The 18,848-nt window shown below is 39.3% G+C and carries 30 protein-coding genes and 1 pseudogene; 2 read left to right on the plus strand and 29 right to left on the minus strand.

Annotation, left to right across the window (positions count from 1 at the left end; all coding sequences use genetic code 11):
* Positions 1-11 precede the first annotated feature (11 nt).
* The 3 genes from BLR42_RS17265 to trxA form a co-directional block, all read right to left on the minus strand.
* The gene (locus BLR42_RS17265; RefSeq protein WP_091871796.1) at positions 12-386 is read right to left on the minus strand and encodes a MerR family transcriptional regulator; all 375 of its coding nucleotides are present in this window, start codon (positions 384-386) and stop codon (positions 12-14) included.
* A 32-nt stretch (positions 387-418) separates the two neighbouring features.
* Entirely contained in the window at positions 419-1,276 is an 858-nt protein-coding gene (locus tag BLR42_RS17270) for a DUF3737 family protein (RefSeq protein ID WP_091871798.1), read from the minus strand.
* 193 nt (positions 1,277-1,469) lie between these two features.
* Positions 1,470-1,787, minus strand: a complete 318-nt coding sequence (gene trxA, locus BLR42_RS17275) for a thioredoxin (RefSeq protein WP_026527970.1) — start codon at positions 1,785-1,787, stop codon at positions 1,470-1,472.
* 148 nt (positions 1,788-1,935) lie between these two features.
* Here trxA and BLR42_RS17280 point away from each other — a divergent pair, with 148 nt between their 5' ends.
* Positions 1,936-2,280, plus strand: coding sequence for a winged helix-turn-helix transcriptional regulator (locus tag BLR42_RS17280; protein ID WP_091871800.1), 345 nt, complete (start codon positions 1,936-1,938; stop codon positions 2,278-2,280).
* A 25-nt stretch (positions 2,281-2,305) separates the two neighbouring features.
* On the opposite strand, the gene BLR42_RS17285 is transcribed toward BLR42_RS17280, so the two are convergent.
* The 10 genes and pseudogenes from BLR42_RS17285 to BLR42_RS22950 all read right to left on the minus strand — a co-directional run bounded on the left by BLR42_RS17285 (position 2,306) and on the right by BLR42_RS22950 (position 8,884).
* Entirely contained in the window at positions 2,306-3,424 is a 1,119-nt protein-coding gene (locus BLR42_RS17285) for a helix-turn-helix domain-containing protein (RefSeq protein WP_091871811.1), read from the minus strand.
* Positions 3,425-3,664: 240 nt separating this feature from the next.
* Positions 3,665-3,970, minus strand: a complete 306-nt coding sequence (locus BLR42_RS17290; protein WP_022762945.1) for a type II toxin-antitoxin system PemK/MazF family toxin — start codon at positions 3,968-3,970, stop codon at positions 3,665-3,667.
* Positions 3,967-4,212 (minus strand): AbrB/MazE/SpoVT family DNA-binding domain-containing protein, encoded by a 246-nt coding sequence (locus BLR42_RS17295; RefSeq protein WP_091871821.1) that lies wholly within the window; start codon positions 4,210-4,212, stop codon positions 3,967-3,969. The genes BLR42_RS17290 and BLR42_RS17295 overlap by 4 nt, the downstream gene beginning before the upstream one ends.
* A gap of 90 nt (positions 4,213-4,302) precedes the next feature.
* A complete protein-coding gene (locus tag BLR42_RS17300) occupies positions 4,303-4,560 on the minus strand; it encodes a hypothetical protein (RefSeq protein WP_091871822.1) in 258 nt (85 codons plus the stop codon).
* Positions 4,561-4,619: 59 nt separating this feature from the next.
* The gene (locus tag BLR42_RS17305; protein WP_091871823.1) at positions 4,620-5,543 is read right to left on the minus strand and encodes a radical SAM mobile pair protein B; all 924 of its coding nucleotides are present in this window, start codon (positions 5,541-5,543) and stop codon (positions 4,620-4,622) included.
* Positions 5,519-6,218, minus strand: a pseudogene (locus tag BLR42_RS17310) (radical SAM mobile pair protein A). Before BLR42_RS17310 ends, BLR42_RS17305 begins: the two are co-directional and overlap by 25 nt.
* Positions 6,215-6,652 (minus strand): radical SAM mobile pair system MarR family transcriptional regulator, encoded by a 438-nt coding sequence (locus BLR42_RS17315; RefSeq protein WP_013282512.1) that lies wholly within the window; start codon positions 6,650-6,652, stop codon positions 6,215-6,217. The pseudogene BLR42_RS17310 and the gene BLR42_RS17315 overlap by 4 nt, the downstream one beginning before the upstream one ends.
* 79 nt (positions 6,653-6,731) lie before the next feature.
* Positions 6,732-7,301, minus strand: coding sequence for a sugar O-acetyltransferase (locus BLR42_RS17320; protein ID WP_091871824.1), 570 nt, complete (start codon positions 7,299-7,301; stop codon positions 6,732-6,734).
* An 11-nt stretch (positions 7,302-7,312) separates the two neighbouring features.
* A complete protein-coding gene (locus BLR42_RS17325; protein ID WP_091871830.1) occupies positions 7,313-8,677 on the minus strand; it encodes an MATE family efflux transporter in 1,365 nt (454 codons plus the stop codon).
* Between the two features lie 45 nt (positions 8,678-8,722).
* A complete protein-coding gene (locus BLR42_RS22950) occupies positions 8,723-8,884 on the minus strand; it encodes a hypothetical protein (protein ID WP_155994882.1) in 162 nt (53 codons plus the stop codon).
* Between the two features lie 170 nt (positions 8,885-9,054).
* Here BLR42_RS22950 and BLR42_RS17330 point away from each other — a divergent pair, with 170 nt between their 5' ends.
* Positions 9,055-9,813, plus strand: a complete 759-nt coding sequence (locus BLR42_RS17330; protein ID WP_091871836.1) for an AraC family transcriptional regulator — start codon at positions 9,055-9,057, stop codon at positions 9,811-9,813.
* 128 nt (positions 9,814-9,941) lie between these two features.
* Here BLR42_RS17330 and BLR42_RS17335 read toward each other — a convergent pair whose 3' ends face one another.
* The 16 genes from BLR42_RS17335 to BLR42_RS17395 all read right to left on the minus strand — a co-directional run.
* Positions 9,942-10,466 carry a GNAT family N-acetyltransferase gene (locus BLR42_RS17335; RefSeq protein WP_091871841.1) on the minus strand — a complete coding sequence of 175 codons (525 nt, stop codon included), beginning with the start codon at positions 10,464-10,466 and terminating at the stop codon, positions 9,942-9,944.
* Between the two features lie 136 nt (positions 10,467-10,602).
* A complete protein-coding gene (locus tag BLR42_RS17340) occupies positions 10,603-11,538 on the minus strand; it encodes an Abi family protein (RefSeq protein ID WP_242879408.1) in 936 nt (311 codons plus the stop codon).
* 218 nt (positions 11,539-11,756) lie between these two features.
* Complete coding sequence (locus BLR42_RS17345) at positions 11,757-12,539, minus strand: PhzF family phenazine biosynthesis protein (RefSeq protein ID WP_091871845.1); 783 nt, start codon at positions 12,537-12,539, stop codon at positions 11,757-11,759.
* Positions 12,540-12,571: 32 nt separating this feature from the next.
* The gene (locus BLR42_RS17350) at positions 12,572-12,985 is read right to left on the minus strand and encodes an EamA family transporter (RefSeq protein WP_091871847.1); all 414 of its coding nucleotides are present in this window, start codon (positions 12,983-12,985) and stop codon (positions 12,572-12,574) included.
* Between the two features lie 120 nt (positions 12,986-13,105).
* Positions 13,106-13,564, minus strand: a complete 459-nt coding sequence (locus BLR42_RS17355) for a VanZ family protein (RefSeq protein ID WP_242879409.1) — start codon at positions 13,562-13,564, stop codon at positions 13,106-13,108.
* Positions 13,565-13,696: 132 nt separating this feature from the next.
* Positions 13,697-13,981, minus strand: a complete 285-nt coding sequence (locus BLR42_RS17360) for a hypothetical protein (RefSeq protein ID WP_242879410.1) — start codon at positions 13,979-13,981, stop codon at positions 13,697-13,699.
* A 45-nt stretch (positions 13,982-14,026) separates the two neighbouring features.
* Entirely contained in the window at positions 14,027-14,689 is a 663-nt protein-coding gene (locus BLR42_RS17365) for a glycosyltransferase (RefSeq protein ID WP_091871854.1), read from the minus strand.
* 354 nt (positions 14,690-15,043) lie between these two features.
* Entirely contained in the window at positions 15,044-15,388 is a 345-nt protein-coding gene (locus tag BLR42_RS17370; RefSeq protein ID WP_091871858.1) for a hypothetical protein, read from the minus strand.
* Positions 15,378-15,593 (minus strand): GNAT family N-acetyltransferase, encoded by a 216-nt coding sequence (locus BLR42_RS17375; protein WP_091871860.1) that lies wholly within the window; start codon positions 15,591-15,593, stop codon positions 15,378-15,380. Before BLR42_RS17375 ends, BLR42_RS17370 begins: the two co-directional genes overlap by 11 nt.
* Entirely contained in the window at positions 15,536-15,820 is a 285-nt protein-coding gene (locus BLR42_RS22420; RefSeq protein ID WP_139165196.1) for a hypothetical protein, read from the minus strand. The genes BLR42_RS17375 and BLR42_RS22420 overlap by 58 nt, the downstream gene beginning before the upstream one ends.
* Positions 15,821-15,880: 60 nt before the next feature.
* Positions 15,881-16,057, minus strand: a complete 177-nt coding sequence (locus BLR42_RS22960; RefSeq protein ID WP_170832852.1) for a hypothetical protein — start codon at positions 16,055-16,057, stop codon at positions 15,881-15,883.
* Positions 16,058-16,070: 13 nt separating this feature from the next.
* The gene (locus tag BLR42_RS17380) at positions 16,071-17,030 is read right to left on the minus strand and encodes a GNAT family N-acetyltransferase (protein WP_242879411.1); all 960 of its coding nucleotides are present in this window, start codon (positions 17,028-17,030) and stop codon (positions 16,071-16,073) included.
* A gap of 361 nt (positions 17,031-17,391) precedes the next feature.
* On the minus strand, positions 17,392-17,499 hold the full coding sequence (locus tag BLR42_RS23645; RefSeq protein WP_242879412.1) for a DUF5714 domain-containing protein: 108 nt from the start codon (positions 17,497-17,499) through the stop codon (positions 17,392-17,394).
* Positions 17,500-17,577: 78 nt separating this feature from the next.
* Complete coding sequence (locus tag BLR42_RS17385) at positions 17,578-17,880, minus strand: SGNH/GDSL hydrolase family protein (RefSeq protein ID WP_091871862.1); 303 nt, start codon at positions 17,878-17,880, stop codon at positions 17,578-17,580.
* Positions 17,864-18,142, minus strand: a complete 279-nt coding sequence (locus tag BLR42_RS17390; protein ID WP_139165197.1) for a hypothetical protein — start codon at positions 18,140-18,142, stop codon at positions 17,864-17,866. Before BLR42_RS17390 ends, BLR42_RS17385 begins: the two co-directional genes overlap by 17 nt.
* 559 nt (positions 18,143-18,701) lie before the next feature.
* Positions 18,702-18,848 (minus strand): transposase (locus BLR42_RS17395; RefSeq protein ID WP_139165198.1); only part of this gene is annotated, 147 nt, incomplete at its 5' end.

Below are 18,848 nucleotides of genomic sequence, written 5' to 3' on the forward strand. Positions count from 1 at the left end.
TAATTACTCATTTACTCCCACGTGAACTTACCTGTTTTCTGTGCCACTTCATATCTACCAATCTTATAATCCAGCTTCTCCAGGGCAACATCATATTTCTTCTTAGCCTCAAGGATCTGCTCCCTAGCTTCCTTCAGCAGATTTGTCCTGGCATCAATGGTGGAATCGCCTTCCCGAAAAAGCTTCACATATTCGATCAGCATTTCGACAGGAACTCCGGCGTCACGCATACACACAGCATTTTCAACCCATCCGATATCTTCTTCCTGATAATCTCTTATGCCTCCGGCTGTTCTTGTTACCTCAGGGATGACGCCTACGCGCTCATAATAACGCAGCGTATCCGGGGTCAGATTGTACTTCTCACAAACTTCTTTGATTGTCATGGCCTTTATCTCCTATATATGATCAATCTTTATCAGGCACATTTTTCCATACCATTAACAATTATCTTTCCTGAAGCACTTGCATCATCCATGATGATCTCTGAAACTTCCGGAACTGAAATAGAACCTGAATGAGGATTTTTTATGCTGACAACAGGAGAGATAATCGTTGCCTCCACTTCAGATTTCTCAAAAGCAAGGTCTGCATCAATCATCTTGCAGTTAATAAGCTTAAGCCCCTTGCAATAACAAAGCGGCTGCGTTCCGATGATTGTGCAATTCTCAAACGTGACATTCTCACAGTACCACGCAAGATATTCACCCTTTACAACGCTGTTTCGTACTACCACGTTTTTTGCATGCCAGAAGGCATCTTTTGTATCAAAGTTGCAGTTCTCAAAAACAGAATCTGTAATATACTGGAAAGAGTATTTACCCTTAAGCGTCACATTCTCAAAATGAAGTCGGTCTGATCTCATCATGAAATATTCACCCTGGACAGTAGTATCTTTCATCTCAATGTCTTTTACCGACCATCCAAACTCAGGAGAAATAATGTCACTGCTTTCGATTTTAATATTTGAACACTCTCGCAATGCTTTAATCCCGTGCATTTTGGAATTACTGATTGTTGCATCATTTGTATACCAGAGGGCTGCCCTGCAGTTTTCAGTCATTTCGATGTTATCAAGAACCAGCTTATCATCATGCCAGAATGGATATCTGAGATTAAAAAAGCTGTTCTTCACAGTAACGTTCCTGCTCTCTTTAAAAGCACTTTCTCCGTCTGCAGGACCATCAAATCTGCAGTCCGTCACGGTAATATCTCTGCTCCCATAAAGGGCTCTCTCTTCATCAAAAGTTTCGTTCTTTATAATCATATCGTTCATCAGATTACCTCTTCTCTCTATAAAAAATCATCTGTAGTTTCATCTTTTTCTCGGGCTCGATATGGTCATCCTACACCCTGGAGTTAACTCTAAGTCAATAGGTCTGGTACAGGAAATTTATTAAAAAATTATAAACTTCTATAGATACAAATAATCCCATGACTTCGTTACAAAATCATGGGATGCTATTGTCTTATACCATTTCTTCGATTTTCTTTACTAGTCTTTCCTTTGGAACTGCACCCATCTCATCATCATAGAGATTGCCCTTTTTAATAAAAGCAAAGTATGGTATGCTCATTACCCCATACTTCTGTGCGAGCTGTGGCTCATGATCAACATTGACCTTACCTATCTTGATCTTACCGTCATATTCGCTGGCAAGTTCCTCAACTACAGGGCCCATCATCTTGCAAGGACCGCACCAGTCTGCGTAAAAATCAATAAGAACCGGAATATCACTGTTCATTACTTCTGATTCGAAATTATCCTTTGTAAATTTGTATTCCATAATAATCACCCATACGCATATACAACAGCGCCTTTCATATAATTCGTGAATAACTACTTGTTTTTCTCAGCTGATACTTTTATTATATGTGGTATATTTTTTATATCAAGTACGCAGTTTTTATTTATCTGGTAAGGAAAAGTATACTATGAGAAAAAAAGGGACAAAAGAGCCCTTATGCGAAGATATCGCAGGGAAAGATTGTGGATTAAAAAGAGTCATCGATACCGTTGGCGGCAAGTGGAAAATCATGATCCTGTGCGTCATCGATAAGAATGAAGTTGTAAGATACGGAGAATTAAACCGTTCAATTCACGGAATTACCAACACAATGCTGGCCAATTCCCTGAAAGAACTTGAGGCAGACGACCTTGTAGAAAGAAAACAGTATGATGAGATGCCTGTAAGAGTTGAATACAGCCTTACTGAAAAAACAAAAAGCCTCATCCCCATTCTTCTTGAACTAAAAAAATGGGGAGAGGACAATTTGTGATTCTAGCAATATATTCCGATATAACTTACTCGTCCCCAAGCATCTTTTTATAATAATCTGACTTGGTAGTTGCATCAAATCCATCCAGTAAATACTCGTCAGGAATATACTTTGTATAATCAAGATCCATGAAATAGTTACAGAATATCTGCTCGCCATATATGATTCTGCCCTTACCATCAGTGAGTGCATACACAAAGCCATTGTAAGAATCCGCATTTACCGCAAGAAGCTCATACGTTTTCTCCTCTTCAACGCAGTAGTATCCTATATATTCTGTAGAATCATATTCATTTAATCTCTTTACCTCTTTTTCGTACTCATCAGCGGAATAGTCCACAACCATATATCCCAAAAACTGTGCGTCCCATGGATTATAATAAACCATCTTAAAATCAGCCACATCCATGGAATCTGTTATTCTTGCAGGCCATATAGTTTCATCCATTCCCCACTTGGTCCACACAGTATCCACGCCCTTTTCGTAAGCTCCGTTTGAGAAGTTCATAAACTCATTGTAGCGGGACACATCGTCATATTCTTCAATCGGAGCTGATTCAACAGAAAAAATCAGGATTCCAGTAATGACAGTCATAACAATTACTCGCCAAAATGCTGCTGCAAGACCCACTATGGTAACAATCTTCATTCCTCGAACAAACTTCTTGTTTTCGGCTACTTTTTCCAGAAGTCCTGTCACATAAAGCGTAACGATAGCCATTATAACCAAAGCAACAAAAGTAACGACCAAAACGCCTATGTTCATCTGGTTGGCTTCTAAGCCAAAGGTCTGGATTCCGATTGATATCAGTAAAACCAACACCCCTATAAAGCTGATTATTTGTACACTCTTAAGCAGTTTCCCTTTTTCTTCATTTGCATAATCAGCCATCTTTGTGGCTACTTCTCTTACTTCCTCATCCATCATCTCGCTTTTTCTCTCTCCTTCAATAATTTCTCTGACATCCACATCATAGAAATCCGCTATCTCAACCAATAATGAAATATCCGGTAGATTGGTTCCGTTTTCCCATCTTGATATGGTTCTGGAGCTTACATTAAAAATCTGTGCAAGCTGTTCCTGGGTCATTTCCTTTTCATGTCTTAATTCTTTTAAAAATCTGCCAGTCTTTTGTTGATCCAATTATTTGATTGCCTCCTCTCCTTGGATAGTTGAAGTATATGTAACCTGTCCACGTATTACCACGACACAAAGCGAGAAATGCCGTATTTTTGCACCGGACAAGGTGTGTCTAGTCCAATATTATTAAATTCATGAGTTATTATATACATAGTAAAAGCAGCGTACAATCCATAATCCGAATCATACACTGCTAATATATTCCTACTAAAGAAATCTCACTGACTCCATGTTGATTCATTTTCAGATGTAGTCAAAGATTCCTTGGATAGCGTCTGTGATATTTATAATGTCAGGATAATGTATCCTATCAATCTTTGAATAACCCCTGATATTCAAATCAAGGAGTGCCATTTTTTCACATTGCACATAACCTTCTACGTCTTCAGTTTCGATATGTATATGTAAAGGTCCTGCTTCCCCTTTTTCAAAAATAGGGCATCCGATTATCTCATAAGTCTGATTAAAGAAATCCTTACTCACAATAAGAACCGGTTTCTTGATATGTTCAATCTTAAGTATATCCCCCTGATGCAATTCTTCCTTCATTCCCAAATCTCTCTTCCTACCGGTTCACCCCAATCAAATTCGCCATCTAAATGGAGCTGCCCACCATACTCTGCAGCACGTTCTTCCAGTGTTCTATGTCTAAATGGTTTAACAAGCATTATCATGCCATTAGATACCTTTACATCAAGAACATCATCAACTGAAACAGCCGCTTCCTGAAGTACCTCTTTTGGTATTCTAATTCCCTGACTATTTCCCCATGTTTTAACTTGAGCTTGCATAATCAGCACCTCCTTTGTATATACATTGTATATCCTTGAAACAAAAAAATCAACTTATTTGTCATCCAGATTAGTACGTTATGCTGGAATTTATATTTCTCCATTTTTCTTGTTTTCTTCTATAGCGATTTCATTCAATACCTTGTCCTGATGGGATTCTATAGCGAGCAAAACCAGAAGAACAGCAAAAACAATTCCCGATACCGCCCATACACAAATAGCTGCCATTCTGAACCGAAAGAAATATAATAACAAACCAATAACGATTAGGATGCCGATCCATTTAAGCATCCTCGACCCTGGCTCTAACATATTTAGTTTATGCTTAAACCTTTTTTCTTCATCCATTATTTTATGTCTCCCCGGGCTATGCATTAAACTGGAATATATTCCAATTTATTCTTCCATCAAGGATTATGTATTACATTTCTCTTTCCACTATTGGCAGTTCCTCTTACTTCTTCGTGGTAAAAGTAATCTACGATTGTTGGATGTCCTTTCTCTACTCTCTCATACGGAGTTTCATTATCAACAAACCTGCAATCATACTTTTTAGCCAGCTCTTCTGCTTTCTTTTCCAGCGCTTCAAAATAGCTGCGGTTCTTTTTGTTATAGATTTCGTCATACAGCGGCACCAGATCCGGATGTTTATCGGAAATGTATTTCATGATATCTGCCTTAAAACCTCCGCGAAGATTCAGATTCTCAAGCCATACAAGATCACACTGATCTTTTGTCCTGTCTATGATTGCTTCTATATCAGTAATCCCCGGGAACACGGGTGAAATGAAGCAAATTGTACGAATGCCTGCCGCATATACCTCTTTCATTGCAGCAAGCCTTCTTTCTATGCTTACTGCCGCATCCATATCATCTTTAAACTCTTCATCGAGAGTATTGATTGACCATGATACTGTAAGTCTGCTATTTTCATTGATCTCTTTTAGCAGATCCAGATCTCTTAGTACAAGGTCTGACTTTGTGCAGATAAGTATGTCCGCACCACTGCCCTTTAGTTCTTCCAGAAGTCTTCTTGTATTTTTATATGTTTCCTCTAGCGGATTATAACCATCCGTAACTGTTCCAATGATCACCTTCTGGCCGGCATACTTCTTTGGATTCTTTATTTCAGGCCAGTCTTTCACATCCATGAAAGTTCCCCATTCCTCCGTATGCCCTGTAAAGCGTTTCATAAAAGATGCGTAGCAGTATTTACAGGCATGGGGACACCCCACATAGGGATTCACCGAATATCCTCCAATAGGAGTATTCGATTTTGTCATTACACTTTTTGTTTCTATATGATTTACTTTGATTTCTGGTTGTTCCATATCCTCTGTTCCTCCAGCACTTTGTTAAAAACATCCGGCATTTCCTGTATCATTTCTTCTCCCATAATCGGAACAAGATCTTCTTTCCAGAATACAGGAATGTTCAGTTCATGAGCCTGTTCTGTCAATGAATAAGCCCACCCGGGATCTGTTTTAACAGTCCTGCTCTTTGCACCTGTCATGGTTCCCACCACAATCCAGTCAATGCCTGTAAGATCAACCTTACCCGGATCATCGAACAAAGGCTCAAAGGTAACATGATATTTTTTTGCCTTCACATTGCTCCGCAGTGCATCAATACGCCATAACTCAGACTTTCTCGTAACTGTAACGCCAAACCATGCATTATCAAGATCTGTTTCAAAAGACAGAAGATCCGGTCGTTTGGTAAGAAAAAGAAACTGGTGCTGAGGATTCTCTGCTATCTTTTTAAAGACTTCCTCTCTCCATTCCTCATGCCAGCCCGAGAGATCGCTCATGCCGGTCAGCAGAAAATTCTGCGGCTTTTTCTTTTCCATCATACGAAGCTTTCCTTGAAAAAAACTGTGGCTTTTCAAAATCATCTATGATGTGATAACGCCTCGTATTGTTTCTGGCATAGCAGTACGGACATCCAACAGTGCACCCTATAACAAGATTCATGTTCTGAATCTGATCTTTAATACAGATACTCATTTGTCACTCCATTCCTCAAGGTTTACCCTGATGCGGTTAAGATACTCTTCAAACTGAAGAATCTCTTTATCCGTAAAATCACGATAATAAATATTCCCCATCTCATTGGATACGGAGTCATAAGCTTCTTTAAGTTCTTTGGCTTTATCTGTGAGGAACAGAAGAGTTTTTCTCTTATCAGCTTCATCAGTTTTGCGGCTTATCAGTCCGTTTTTTTCCATCCGCTCAAGCATGGTCGTAAGTGAAGTAATTGCAAGTCCGCTTTTCTCGGAAATAATTTTAATAGGAACACCATCTTCCTGCCATAAGACATAAAGAATCCTTCCCTGAGCTCCGTTAAATGCATCAATGTTTTTTTCTGCCAGTATCCTTTCAAATATACGATCACCCAGCTGTTTTATTTTTGTAACAAGAAATCCACCATTTGTCTTCATAATTAAATACTCCTATATCGTAGTTTTATACTACGATATAGGAGTATTTTTGTCAAGCACACATATCATAACTTCCAATTTATCGTTCCACATCATCTTCTATCTGTTTCATTATCCTTGCAGGTACTCCGCATACAACACAATTATCAGGTACGTCTTTGGTAACAACTGCTCCTGCTGCGATTACTACATTGTTTCCTATAGTCACTCCCGGAAGGATTGTACAGTTGCCCCCGATCCAGACATCATCTCCAATTTTTACAGGCTGTGCTATGCCAGCGTGGTTTCTTCTTTTCATAGGTGATAACGGATGCCCCACTGTAGTTATCAGCGTTCCAGGACCAATCATACAGTGATTTCCAATACGGACTTCCCTTATATCAAGTATTGTAACATTAAAATTCGCTATGAAGTGCTTCCCCACATGAATGTTTTTCCCGTTATCACAGTGAAAGTTTGGTCCCACCCATGGGATTTCCCCGCAACTACCAAACATTTCCCGGAGAGTATCTGCTATGGCAGCTTCATCCTTTGGATCCTGGGCATTGAGCTTCTGGCAGAGCTCCATCGCATTTGCCTTTCTCGCATTCACCTCATCATCCCAGAAATCATATTCAAGTCCTGCTTCAAGTTTTTCAATTTCTGTCATTTAATCTCCTTTCACATCTGTGGCTGAAGTTTTGATACGGCAGTTTCCTTTGTATCCGACATTCTTCTGATGCATAAAAAATATACCGGAACCATATACATATCAGTGAACACCCAGGCAAGCGGAAGCGCTAGGCATATCCCCATATATCCAATCATCTTTGTAAGGACAAGTGCTCCAAACAGCCTGCCTGCTGTTTCCAATATACCGGATGCTATTGTAAATTCCGAGTTTCCTGTTCCTTGAAGCGTGAAACATGTTCCCTGCTGGATTCCGAGAAAACCAAACCCAAGGACGAAACAAATAAGGAACTGATGTCCGTAGCTAATGATCTCCTTATCAGCTGTATCTATGAATATTCTGATCATGTATGGCCCTGCAAACCATGCTATTACAGAGAGTACTGCTGTAAATATCCATGCATAGAGAACAACCTTCTTCCAGCCTTCTTTTATCCTGTCATTCCTTCTCGCGCCGTAATTCTGGCTTGAAAGCGGGATCAGTGACTGACATATCGCATCTACAGGTGCTGCCATTATTCCATACAGTTTATTCCCTGCCGTGCTCCCTACAACATATATTGTTCCAAGGCTGTTTACAGAAGCCTGTACTATAAGGATTCCAATTGATATTGCTGCCCCCTGCAGAGCCATGGGTATTGCCGTCTTAAGCTGTATCCTGCTCTTTGAATGATCGATCCTCAGCGTGATTGCAAAATGAAACATCTCTACTTTCCGGATAATGTATAATCCGAGGAAAACTCCAGATACTATCTGTGAAATGACTGTAGCAAGAGCTGCACCAGCCACACCCATGCCAAGGTTCATTATGAAAAAGACATCAAGGCCCATGTTAAGGAAAGAAGCGATAACCAGCGCTATTACCGGTGTCCTGCTGTCTCCTATGCTCCGAAGGCTCGCCGAGAAGTAATTGTAGATAAAGGTGAATGGTATCCCTTCAAAAAGAACTATTATATAGTCATGGGCATAGTTGTAAATATCATTCGGAGTATTTGTAAGCTTCAGAATCCATGCTGTTGACATTATGGTAAGCATCATTAAAACTAACGAAATCATCATGCCCAGTACCAGTCCGTTCCTGAAGAAACCCTTTACTTCAGCCTTGTTTCCTTCTCCAAAACTCTGTGCTGTTGATACTGCAAAGCCATTGCAGATACCGCATACAACACTAAATTCAAAGAACCATAGACCTGTGGTGGAGCCCACTCCTGCAAGAGAATTTACACCAAGAAGCCTTCCAACAATCATGGTATCTACTATGTTGTAAAGCTGCTGGAAAAGGATTCCCAACGCTACCGGAAATGCAAACCTGAAAATATGCTTTGTTATACTTCCCTTAGTCATGTCTGTTCCCATGTAAATACCTCCTGCCTGAGCTGTTACCCGAATACGGAATATCAATCAGATATTAAATGTAGCTCCAAAAGCAATCACAAGCGGTCTGTCATTGTTTCTGGCTGACAGCTTTTCCATACACCATTCGTATTTCCTGCGGAAAGCTTCATCTCTCTGCTTTTTTATAATCTCTGGCCTTCTTGTATCCTGTACATCATGAAATCTCATATCTGACCTCCTGCATCTAAAAATCATTTTCGTTGCTTTGCTCTGATCTGATTTATTTATACTCTCAAGAGCTCATTATAAATATCAATTTTCTCATGTTTTTATAAATAATATGTGGTAAAATATTAACCGGTTCAAAAGTCAGGGAATACTGGTTCAGAGGAAATATCATGCCAAAAAGAATATCAAATCCAAATGCACAGGTAGCTCTTAAGGATTTCATAGGCAGGGAAAACAACTATATTCATTTTGAATACGAAGATGAAATGAAGCAGTACGAAATGATGAAGAATGGCGACCCGGGAGCCGCCGATGAAAGTCACAAAATGATGGCAGAAAACACTTCAACTCTTGCCGATGATCCTGTTACCAATATGAAATATCTCATGATCTGCAACGCTACTCTCATGACAAGGTTCGCCATTGAGGGCGGCCTCAACTCAGAAACCGCCTACAACACAAGTGACCTTTACATCTATAACATGAACAAATGTACCACAGTACAGGAAGTTCTGGATCTACATTACGAGATGGTCACATTCTTTACCGAGCAGATGCAGAAGCTGAAAAAACAGAATGTCTACTCAAGGCAGGTTATTCTCTGCATGGACTATATCGACCATCACCTGCATGAAAGCATCCGCCTGAATGACCTTGCTGCTTTCGTAAAGCTCAATAATAACTATTTCTCTACTCTGTTCAAAAAAGAAACAGGATATACTGTATCAGAGTATATCCTGTCCCGAAAGCTTGAAGTCGCAGAGAACATGCTGCGCTTTTCTGATTATTCATGCGCTGAAATAAGCAGCTTTCTTGCGTTTAATTCCCAAAGCTATTTTACGCAGTGTTTCAGAGAAAAGAACAGCTGCACTCCGGCCGCATTCCGAAAAGCCCATTTTAACAAGCATATTAAGGGACGGCATAAATAACTTCCGATTTAAATGCCAAAAGGCCTTTTTGATTTGCCTAAAAGTTACCTGTTTTACTCAGAAAAGCGAATAATTATTCGATGCTAACAGCACTACATCATCTGGATTTGTCAGTGCTTTTTCAATACTTATATAAAATTAAATACATAATGCTGCTTTATAACACCATCTTCTTCAAATTCGTTAGCCAAAACACCACCGCAACTCTTAGCCGTACTTGCTGAAGCGATATTGTCTTTATCACAAGCAACAACTACTTGCTTAAGTGGAATCCGCTTAGCAAATTCTAAGCAAAGTTCTAATTGAGCTATGCCATACCCCTTTTTTCTTTCAGAAGGTCGTATGCCATAAGCAATATGTCCACCGTTTTTCAACTCGTCTGTTAACGAATGATGTATCTTAATACATCCAATGAGTTTTCCATCCGAGATACGTTTGGAGAAAAATGTGCTTGTTTGGACACCCGTCTTAGGATTCAGATTCCTGATTGTGTTTATGTGATTCAGCCATTCTTCATAACTATCAAAAAATGCCAATCCTCCAGTACCATGAACCTGCATATCACCATAATCAAAATGTTCCTTCTTGTATAAAATAATTTGTTTTTCCATATCTCTAGAAGGAAATACTAATTCTAATTCCTGCTTGCTCATCTATTTTCCCTGTTAAAATTTTTAATTGACATACGCATAATATCACTAGATAATACTCTTCCAAATGAAGAGAACGGGTGTCACAAATGCGTAACACCCTTTTCAGTCTTATAGCTTAATGATTTATTTCATTCTGTTATTTTTTATATCTAGTTACCTTTTCCCAATTGCTTGGAAAGCCCATATATTCAAGCAAATCTTTTTCTGGCAGATGTGGGCATCCCTTATTTACCTTAACAATCAGCAATTTCAGCTTTCTCTTGAACTCCTTAAACTCATTATCCGGGATCAAGTATTTAAGTGCTATGACAACCGCAAACAAATCATGCTTACCATTTATGTAGGCACCATTCTTCATTGGAATCCTCATTTTAACATGTAAGTCAGTATTAGGGCCGGATAATTTAGAATGAAATGTAAATAGCCTCTCACTGTGAGCACAGACATTTCTGCAGCTTGCAATTATTCTGATAAACTGATGCAATTCAGCTTCAGAAACCTTTGAATAATTCTGACTGACTTTTGTTCTTACATCCGTCGTAGCATATTGATACATGGCTGCTACATTCCCAAAAGTAATAGCATTCATTGCAACCCAAAGAGGAACATTCCCATATGTGTTTACATGATGCACTATATATGGATAATTGCTTGGTAAAGTTATTGCCTTTTGCAGGCAAGTTATCAGTCTGCTTATACCAAGAGCATTGTTAGGTGTGTTGTTGTAATTGTTGGCATTCAGATAATGGCTTTGATTGTCCCCATATTTCTCACAGAAGTGATATGAAAGCAGCGACTTGATCTGCCGTTCTACATGAAGAATATATTTAAGAAGCAAAGATCTCATTTCTTCATCGAAATAGTAGAGATTTACTATCTCTTCAAAAGTAACACCTCTAAGATATTTTCCAGACGGCAAGTGCTTAAAAGGTTGCTTATATCCGCCAATCAGAGAATAATAGCTTATTTCCTTTAATTTATTCTCAGCATAGTTCCTGTCCTGAATTATCAGGTCCTTTTCTTTTTCAAGCTTATCCAATTGTTGCTGATATGTATAAAACACTTTTGCCACAAAAGGTTCCTCCAAAATAAAAAAAGAGAGCTCACGCATGAACTCTCTGGGCCGTGGGCATCTCGAGATTCCACAGCGCATCCACTACCTATAATATACAAGGAATCAGCCCTTTTTTCAACAACTTTTTATTACTTAAGCATTCCCATTTTATTGTATATTTTATGCAAGAAATATACAGCTTGTTAAAAAATTTGTAAGCACGTTTTAACTGGAAGTTAAAAATCAACGAGAATATCTGAGATGGCAACCAATGTAACCTCTCCGCTAATTCTTATCCTTCCATGCTCAAGGAGTTCGCAATATAGATGCCCACCTCTCTTCGACGCCTGGTACGCATGAATCTCTGATTTCCCTAATTCTTTTGACCAATAATCAGCTATCTGGCAATGCGCAGAACCGCAAACGGGATCTTCGGGAACCAGAAGTTTAGGAAAGAAACTCCTCGATACGCAGTCTGTATCTTTTCCTTTTGCCGTAACATTTTGTCCACGTCCGGGAAGCCCTGCAAGTTTAGCCTGATCCGGCTTCATGTTACGGATTTGCTCCTCAGATTCAAAAATACATACAAGATCTGGCCCCAGTATCGCCTTAACGGGCCTCACACCAAAAGCACTTTCCATCTCATCTGTCACCGTTATCTCCTGCTGTTCATAAGTAGGAAAATCCATCTCATAAAGCTTACCCTTTCTGACAATCGTCAGTTTTCCGCTGAGAGTATTAAATTCTATTACATCCTCATTCTGCTCAAAGTAATTGAATATCACAAAAGAAGATGCCAGAGTAGCATGACCACATAGTTCAACTTCGGATCCGGGAGTAAACCATCTGAGATGATACCCCTGTTCCTCCTTGACAATAAACGCTGTCTCGCTCAGATTATTCTCCATAGCCAACTTCATCATGAAGTCTTCTTTCGGCCATTTATCCATTACACAAACCGCCGCCGGATTTCCGGAAAACGGCTTGTCTGTAAAAGCATCAACAATATATTGCTTCATTACTTACCTCCTTGATCGATAATGCCTGAATATTATATTACCATCAGCAGCGTCCCCGCTCCGATCAGGATGCATCCCATAATTGACTTTGCAGTAAACTGCTCATGCAGGAACACAAATGCCAGAACCATAGTGATCACCACGCTGAGTTTGTCTATAGGTACTACTTTAGAAGCTTCTCCCAACTGTAATGCTTTGTAATAACATAACCACGAAGCACCCGTAGCCAGACCTGAGAGAATAAGAAATATCCAGCTTCTTTTGCCGATCGTCGATAACCCGCTCTGTGCATGAGTTATGAATACCATAATCCAGGCCATTCCAACCACTACCACGGTTCGGATGGCCGTAGCCAGATTAGAATCCACTCCTTCGATTCCTATCTTAGCCAATATTGAGGTTAATGCAGCAAATACTGCAGATAACAGTGCAAATATGATCCACATATATCTAAAACCTCCCCATCTATATTTCATTCCGACAATTAAAGTTTCAAAATAATAAATTCTGATTGAACTTACTATCGCATCATCCCGACATACTTGGATTCAACTGTCCATAAAGAACTATTCTTTCTTCTGCCTTCTCCGAATCAAGAATACAATATATGCGCCAATTGCTACACCGATTGTGTTTAAGATCAAGTCATCAACATCCGTATGTCTTCCGAGACAAAAGAGCTGAGTCACTTCGATAAGTAGAGTAAGCCCAGCACCTGCAAATATGGTTTTTCTAATCGTATCTAGTCTGCTAAAACAAATCGGCCATACAATTCCAACCGGTATGAACATTGTGATATTCCCAATAATGTTCATCTTCCAACCATCATACCGGTCTACAAGAAAATAAAATGGAATGAAACTGGTCATATCACGGATATCATCTCCAAAGCCTACCTTTAATGTCGGTATCTTTCCATTCTCAAGATGGAATCCGAAGTATACAAATCTGCAAATAACAACAATACACACATAAACCAAAAGCTGCCGACATTCATGCTTTACTGAAAATGTCTTCGATTTCATCGCTATGATACATCGAGTAATTATCCATATTATTGTTATAAGTAGAAAAAGTTGAAAGTATGTGATCTCAATCATTTTCTCCGTGATTCTTAAAACTCGGATTGTTGTCGTAAATATAACTGGAATATAATCTTACCCTATCAACTGCATTATCCCTGATATGATAGCTGCAAGTATAGGAAAGCCAACAAGAGAACCTGCCCATTTTCTGATCCTTGTTTTCGTGTTGATATAAGGCATTAGATCCTCAGTACCCGGAATAACAGTTAATTGGGGTATAAACAGAGCAAGTCCCGATATAACAGATGTTCTTTTGATCTTCTCTGCCGTCGTCAATCCACGCTCAACAACCCTCTCTTTTACATCCTGCTCATAAAACACAACCAGTCCAATCGGGCCATTTGCTATACCCACCACGCAGATGAGTAACATCCAAAAGCATACGATCAACTGGAAGATAAATCATATAACACTTTCAATTAATTGTACTGTTTCAGACAATCCACCCTCAGTCCTGATCTTATCAGATATTTCCTTTGCATTTTTGCTTTTTTCATCATACGTATCTTGCATTTGAACAATGGAATTATAGATATTTTCTTCAGTCAGCTCCTTTGCTTTCAATGGTTCCGTGGCCACATTTAAATTTCTAAGCTGCATTGCAAATCCCATCTGGTCCAGCACATGAGGAACCGGTATAGACGGTATTCCATAGATCATGGTTGCAGCAGATGTTCCAAAACCACAGTGATGAATCACGAAGCTGCACTGTTTGAAGAGCCAGCTGTGAGGAACACTCCCAACAGACATCATTGTTTCCGGAAGTTTATACTCTTCAAGTGATTTTTGAAACCCTTGTATGATTGCCCTGCATCCCGCCTTTTGAAATGCTTTGACAAACATATCCAGTTTATCCGTTTCTGCTTTATCTTCGAATGACATTGCGCCGAGTGCGAGCAGAACAGGCTTTTCACCACTTTTAAGAAAGGCTGTTAATTCCTCACTTGGCGAATATACCTCCTCTTCTTCAAACCAATAGCCTGTCAAAATATGCTGGTCTTCCCAATACGGGCTTCTTGTCACAACAAATTTACTTATGGGGACCAGGTCGAGTTTTTGAGACATCAGGGAATCACCGACTCTCATCGCTTTAAGACCATAAACCTTGCATAATATCCAACAGCATATTCCTGGGCTTCCAGGTATATCTTCTTAGCCTTAAACAGCTCAGTAGCAACCCTTACGCCTTCGTGGAGAATCTTTCCTCCAACACCCTTACCATGCTCCAACGGATACAGTAAAGAGCAATATAAATAATCTTGCTATCAATTTATGATTGTCTTTCACTGCTTATTTCCTCAAATAGAATCTACAAAAACTTCCTATTTTTTATACCCCAAAAATCAATACCGTTCAGCCTCTATACTTCTTCGTTATGACCATAATGTAAATTGCCGATCCACTCATAGCGCCCCTCCTTTAATGGTTGAACTCGTTCGTCTTATGTTCCATTTCCCTTTTTCTATCGATTATTGCACCTATCATCATGCCCACGAACATTCCGAGTCCTGTTCCTAAACACATTCCGGTTGAAACTCTTCCAGACATGAGATAACTTGCGACGCTTCCGACAGTAACTCCTATAGCAAGTCGCCAGCTCTGCCCCATCACCATGTACTTATGCTTAGATTTATTCTTTTCATACTCTTCTTTGTTCTTTTCAGACATCTCCTTTACATTTTTATAAGTGGCAACTCCGAACAGAAGATAAACCGGTGCCATTACTGCAATCAAAACTACGAATAACCAAATTTTAGGTGTCATGTTTTTTCTCCTCTTGTAAGTTTCCCTTCAGTAAAACAGTAGCTCTTCTGACCATCTCGAGTCCAATGCCCTTCTCTCGATACTTTGGAATGGTTCCGACGCAACCCGGTCCACCGATTTTAAGATTATCTTTCGTTCCAAAATCGCTTAGTATGCAAAATGCAACCACCTCATCCTTATCAAAGGCACAAAAACTCTGCTCCATTCTCCAAAATACTGTACCCAGTCCTCGTCTACTTCATTTACTGCCTTCCTGAGTCTGCTGACATCGCCTTTATATTCATCAAAAGTAATGTTTTCAGGGCAATGCGGTACTATTTCACGAGGCGAATCTTTGTGCAGATCCATTATCAGTTCTGAAAATACCCAATCTTTTGGCATTCCACATATGCCAGGATCATCAAAGAAGTCGGGATGCATGTTGTTAAACATTTTTATTTAAAAAATCTGTATTAAAAAAATCCATTATTCCCTCTAAAAATTACGATTTGCTTAACCATTTATATTAAAAATCTTTTTACCTTCCACATAGGAAAAAGGAATATAATCGCCTTTAAAATAGTCATTCGTAACCCAGCCTTCAAAGTCAAATCCAAATGTCTTTTGCGTCAGTTCGTTCAACATTTGACGGTATGTGTCATCTCTCATGTAATCACTAATTAATTCCATTGTATTTTACTCCCTACAATAGTGTTTCCGTTAAAATCCGCTCATCTATCCTGCGCACAACACTATTGGTATATGCCTTAAAATACTTAAGCCAAAAACCACTTCCTGCCGGATTGATACTTTCAAAATCCACTCCAAGCTTGGTGTATCCTTCCATTTTTAAAGTATTTATAACAAAGTTTAGCAGATTCTGATATACTCCCCTGCCCCTGTGTTCCGGCAAACAATATGCCCCCGTGATATGACGGTAACCGTCTCCGGATGCAACAAAGGTTTCGCCTTCGTCTGACACTTCCAAATAAGCACATAGTTCTCCGTCTTTCTTCGCTACAAAGAAACGTTCCGTTTCAGAAGAGGTCAAAAACTCTTCCTGTGTATGCTGCTTTCGATTCATAAAAAATGGGCTAGAGCAGTAATGCTCATTAAGTGCCAAATAAAGCGGATAAACATCTTTAAGATCTGCCTTGGGCAATTCCATAAACTCATACCCATCGCATGAGGCGCAGTCAATTGGTTCCATCGGACGAATGGCGTCCAAGCACCTCATTCCAAATCCATAACGGAAAAACTGCTGTTTTGCTTCCTCATCATGTTCATATAAACAAATTGAATGTGACATCGCTCCGGCTCTTACCCACTTTTTTGCAGCCTCTTGATACATCGCTGCATAAATCCTGCCGTGATTTTCTGAAGCAGCACCATTCGCACCCATGGGTGAAAAAACTCCTCTCACATCAGTGGAACGAAAAGCATTCTCAAAAGGTTCCACACTGCAAAGGAATCCTACCATTTTCTCGCCTTCAAACGCTGCAACACTGAAGCTATTTCCGGCTAATTGTTCCAGTATCGGAATGTTTGATATTTCCGAAAGAGCCTGTGTAAACTTCCTTTCATAATTGTATGCACTAAGGGCAATGCCCATTGCCTCCTCTATATGTCTCGGTTCAAAGTCTTTAATTATTATTTTATTCATTGTTTTGTCTCCATTTTTCTTCTTGTTATAGTTATTACTCACTTCTTTACGGAGACCCTGTTTATGGAAATATTACCTAAATTTGCATAGAAAAAGCCGCGACAAAAATGCCACGGCTCAAATCGTCAAATGTCAATTTTCATATGATGAAAGACGGCAAAGTAAATTATACCTCTTTCTGATGATATTCATAAGCCGAGGGTCTCATACTATATTCAGTTACAATCTCTGTTCCGGTTATTCTCATTTCATACATACGCATGATTACCTCGCTTTCTTTTAGATTTATTACTATTAGAGTTTATCAATAAAACGTACACATAGCAATAGTTACACTGATTTGGGTGTAATTTACACCTCATTATCCTTCATAAAATGGACATCTGTCCTTTATACACTGCTGATTCTGTGATGAGAACTCGCAGGTCTGCTCTTCGTATTCAAGGTGCACTCCATAGTGCTGATTCACATACAGTATCCAGTATACTTATGATCTCTTGTTTGTTCATACTCTCACCTTTATTCCCAAAGCAACTATTTATTCCTTTTACTGCATATCATCCTTAAGAGTTTCATAGATAGTCCTTGCTATTAGCTTTGACCCTTCTAATGACGCATGTTTCCTGTCTTCATAGAAAAGATCTGCTTCAGGATGTTCATGGATATACTCCCACCACTTTTCTCCAACAGGCGCAACCTTGCATCCATATTTTTCCGCAAGTTTCCTGTACCTCTTTGACATTTCTTTTTGGGAAGTCTCATCACCTTCTTGGGTCCAGGTCATATAAAAACATGGCTTGGATTGCGTCATCCTTATCCACTCCATCAACTTGTCAGCTGCTTCTTCCATAACAGAAAAATCTCCCATGGGGTGAGCTACATGCTGGAGAATTCTGCTTAAGGTATAGGAACGGCACACCTATCAGTTCAAAAACAATCCCTGTAACAAACCATAGCATAGCAACTGCTTTATTATAATTTTTTACATCCGTGATTTTGGGCGGCTTGACCCCTGTGAAGAAGCCCACCGGCTTCTTAGATTTCAAATCAACAACGCCTATAACGAAAAACAAGACAGCGCAAAGGCTCCAAATAACAAACCCGATTATCATACCAACTCCTCCCATGCCTAGTATTTCAGACAACTTATGAATTATCATACATTTTTTCAGACAAAATAAAAAGCCATCTTGAAGCTTTTGCCTCAAAATAGCTTTGTGATAGATTATGCTGAAATTTATCATTTATCCAACCAAATCTCTTTTACATTTAGTGTACCGTATAAGAACCATATGTAGAAATACCATAAAACAAGGGTAATCGCAGGATAATCCATCCTGGCTATCTTCATTATGATCGCTATCAAAATAATTACCATTGAAAAGACATGGAACCATACCTCTTCCTGATATTTATAGTATCAGTTTAATCCGATGGCGTTAGTATTACCCGACATTTTTTGCTCTGATTTGTCGTGAAAATCATAATACAAAAAACAGGTTAATCCCCATTTATAGTGGGTAACAACATTTCCTTATTATTGATTCCTGCTTGGAAGTGTAGCTGTGTGGCAATGGTATATCAAGGGAGCTTCGCTCCACTGTGTGGAAACCCTTGACATACCATTGCCACACAACTACAGGGCACCCAAGGAATCAATGAATAAGAGTGCTACGCCATAGTTATCACCGCTTCAATATCCAGATCACTGCAGTTCAGGTAGATCATTGTTTTGAAATATTCAGTATTCCTGAAACCGCGGGCTCTGCGTTTTACATTCTGTATGATACTGTTCATACCTTCCAGTATTGCGTTTGT

Origin of the sequence: Butyrivibrio sp. INlla16, from assembly GCF_900104155.1 — a bacterium.
Classification (GTDB): Bacteria; Bacillota; Clostridia; order Lachnospirales; family Lachnospiraceae; genus Butyrivibrio.

Bases quoted from the DNA above. Each gene is read 5' to 3' on its own strand.
- BLR42_RS17385 (WP_091871862.1), bottom strand. From the start codon at position 17,880: ATGGAAGAAGCAGCTGACAAGTTGATGGAGTGGATAAGGATGACGCAA.
- BLR42_RS17305 (WP_091871823.1), bottom strand. From the start codon at position 5,543: ATGGAACAACCAGAAATCAAAGTAAATCATATAGAAACAAAAAGTGTA.
- BLR42_RS17390 (WP_139165197.1), bottom strand. From the start codon at position 18,142: ATGATAATCGGGTTTGTTATTTGGAGCCTTTGCGCTGTCTTGTTTTTC.
- BLR42_RS17375 (WP_091871860.1), bottom strand. From the start codon at position 15,593: ATGGAGCAGAGTTTTTGTGCCTTTGATAAGGATGAGGTGGTTGCATTT.
- BLR42_RS17315 (WP_013282512.1), bottom strand. From the start codon at position 6,652: ATGAAGACAAATGGTGGATTTCTTGTTACAAAAATAAAACAGCTGGGT.
- BLR42_RS17300 (WP_091871822.1), bottom strand. From the start codon at position 4,560: ATGGATGAAGAAAAAAGGTTTAAGCATAAACTAAATATGTTAGAGCCA.
- BLR42_RS17290 (WP_022762945.1), bottom strand. From the start codon at position 3,970: ATGAAGGAAGAATTGCATCAGGGGGATATACTTAAGATTGAACATATC.
- BLR42_RS17330 (WP_091871836.1), top strand. From the start codon at position 9,055: ATGCCAAAAAGAATATCAAATCCAAATGCACAGGTAGCTCTTAAGGAT.
- BLR42_RS17345 (WP_091871845.1), bottom strand. From the start codon at position 12,539: ATGAAGCAATATATTGTTGATGCTTTTACAGACAAGCCGTTTTCCGGA.
- BLR42_RS17355 (WP_242879409.1), bottom strand. From the start codon at position 13,564: ATGAAATCGAAGACATTTTCAGTAAAGCATGAATGTCGGCAGCTTTTG.
- BLR42_RS17325 (WP_091871830.1), bottom strand. From the start codon at position 8,677: ATGGGAACAGACATGACTAAGGGAAGTATAACAAAGCATATTTTCAGG.
- BLR42_RS17365 (WP_091871854.1), bottom strand. From the start codon at position 14,689: ATGTCTCAAAAACTCGACCTGGTCCCCATAAGTAAATTTGTTGTGACA.
- BLR42_RS17280 (WP_091871800.1), top strand. From the start codon at position 1,936: ATGAGAAAAAAAGGGACAAAAGAGCCCTTATGCGAAGATATCGCAGGG.
- BLR42_RS17350 (WP_091871847.1), bottom strand. From the start codon at position 12,985: ATGTGGATCATATTTGCACTGTTATCTGCAGTATTTGCTGCATTAACC.
- BLR42_RS17265 (WP_091871796.1), bottom strand. From the start codon at position 386: ATGACAATCAAAGAAGTTTGTGAGAAGTACAATCTGACCCCGGATACG.
- BLR42_RS17270 (WP_091871798.1), bottom strand. From the start codon at position 1,276: ATGAACGATATGATTATAAAGAACGAAACTTTTGATGAAGAGAGAGCC.
- BLR42_RS22960 (WP_170832852.1), bottom strand. From the start codon at position 16,057: ATGGAATTAATTAGTGATTACATGAGAGATGACACATACCGTCAAATG.
- BLR42_RS17370 (WP_091871858.1), bottom strand. From the start codon at position 15,388: ATGACACCTAAAATTTGGTTATTCGTAGTTTTGATTGCAGTAATGGCA.
- BLR42_RS17335 (WP_091871841.1), bottom strand. From the start codon at position 10,466: ATGAGCAAGCAGGAATTAGAATTAGTATTTCCTTCTAGAGATATGGAA.
- trxA (WP_026527970.1), bottom strand. From the start codon at position 1,787: ATGGAATACAAATTTACAAAGGATAATTTCGAATCAGAAGTAATGAAC.
- BLR42_RS17295 (WP_091871821.1), bottom strand. From the start codon at position 4,212: ATGCAAGCTCAAGTTAAAACATGGGGAAATAGTCAGGGAATTAGAATA.
- BLR42_RS22950 (WP_155994882.1), bottom strand. From the start codon at position 8,884: ATGAGATTTCATGATGTACAGGATACAAGAAGGCCAGAGATTATAAAA.
- BLR42_RS17380 (WP_242879411.1), bottom strand. From the start codon at position 17,030: ATGAATAAAATAATAATTAAAGACTTTGAACCGAGACATATAGAGGAG.
- BLR42_RS17320 (WP_091871824.1), bottom strand. From the start codon at position 7,301: ATGACAGAAATTGAAAAACTTGAAGCAGGACTTGAATATGATTTCTGG.
- BLR42_RS22420 (WP_139165196.1), bottom strand. From the start codon at position 15,820: ATGTTTAACAACATGCATCCCGACTTCTTTGATGATCCTGGCATATGT.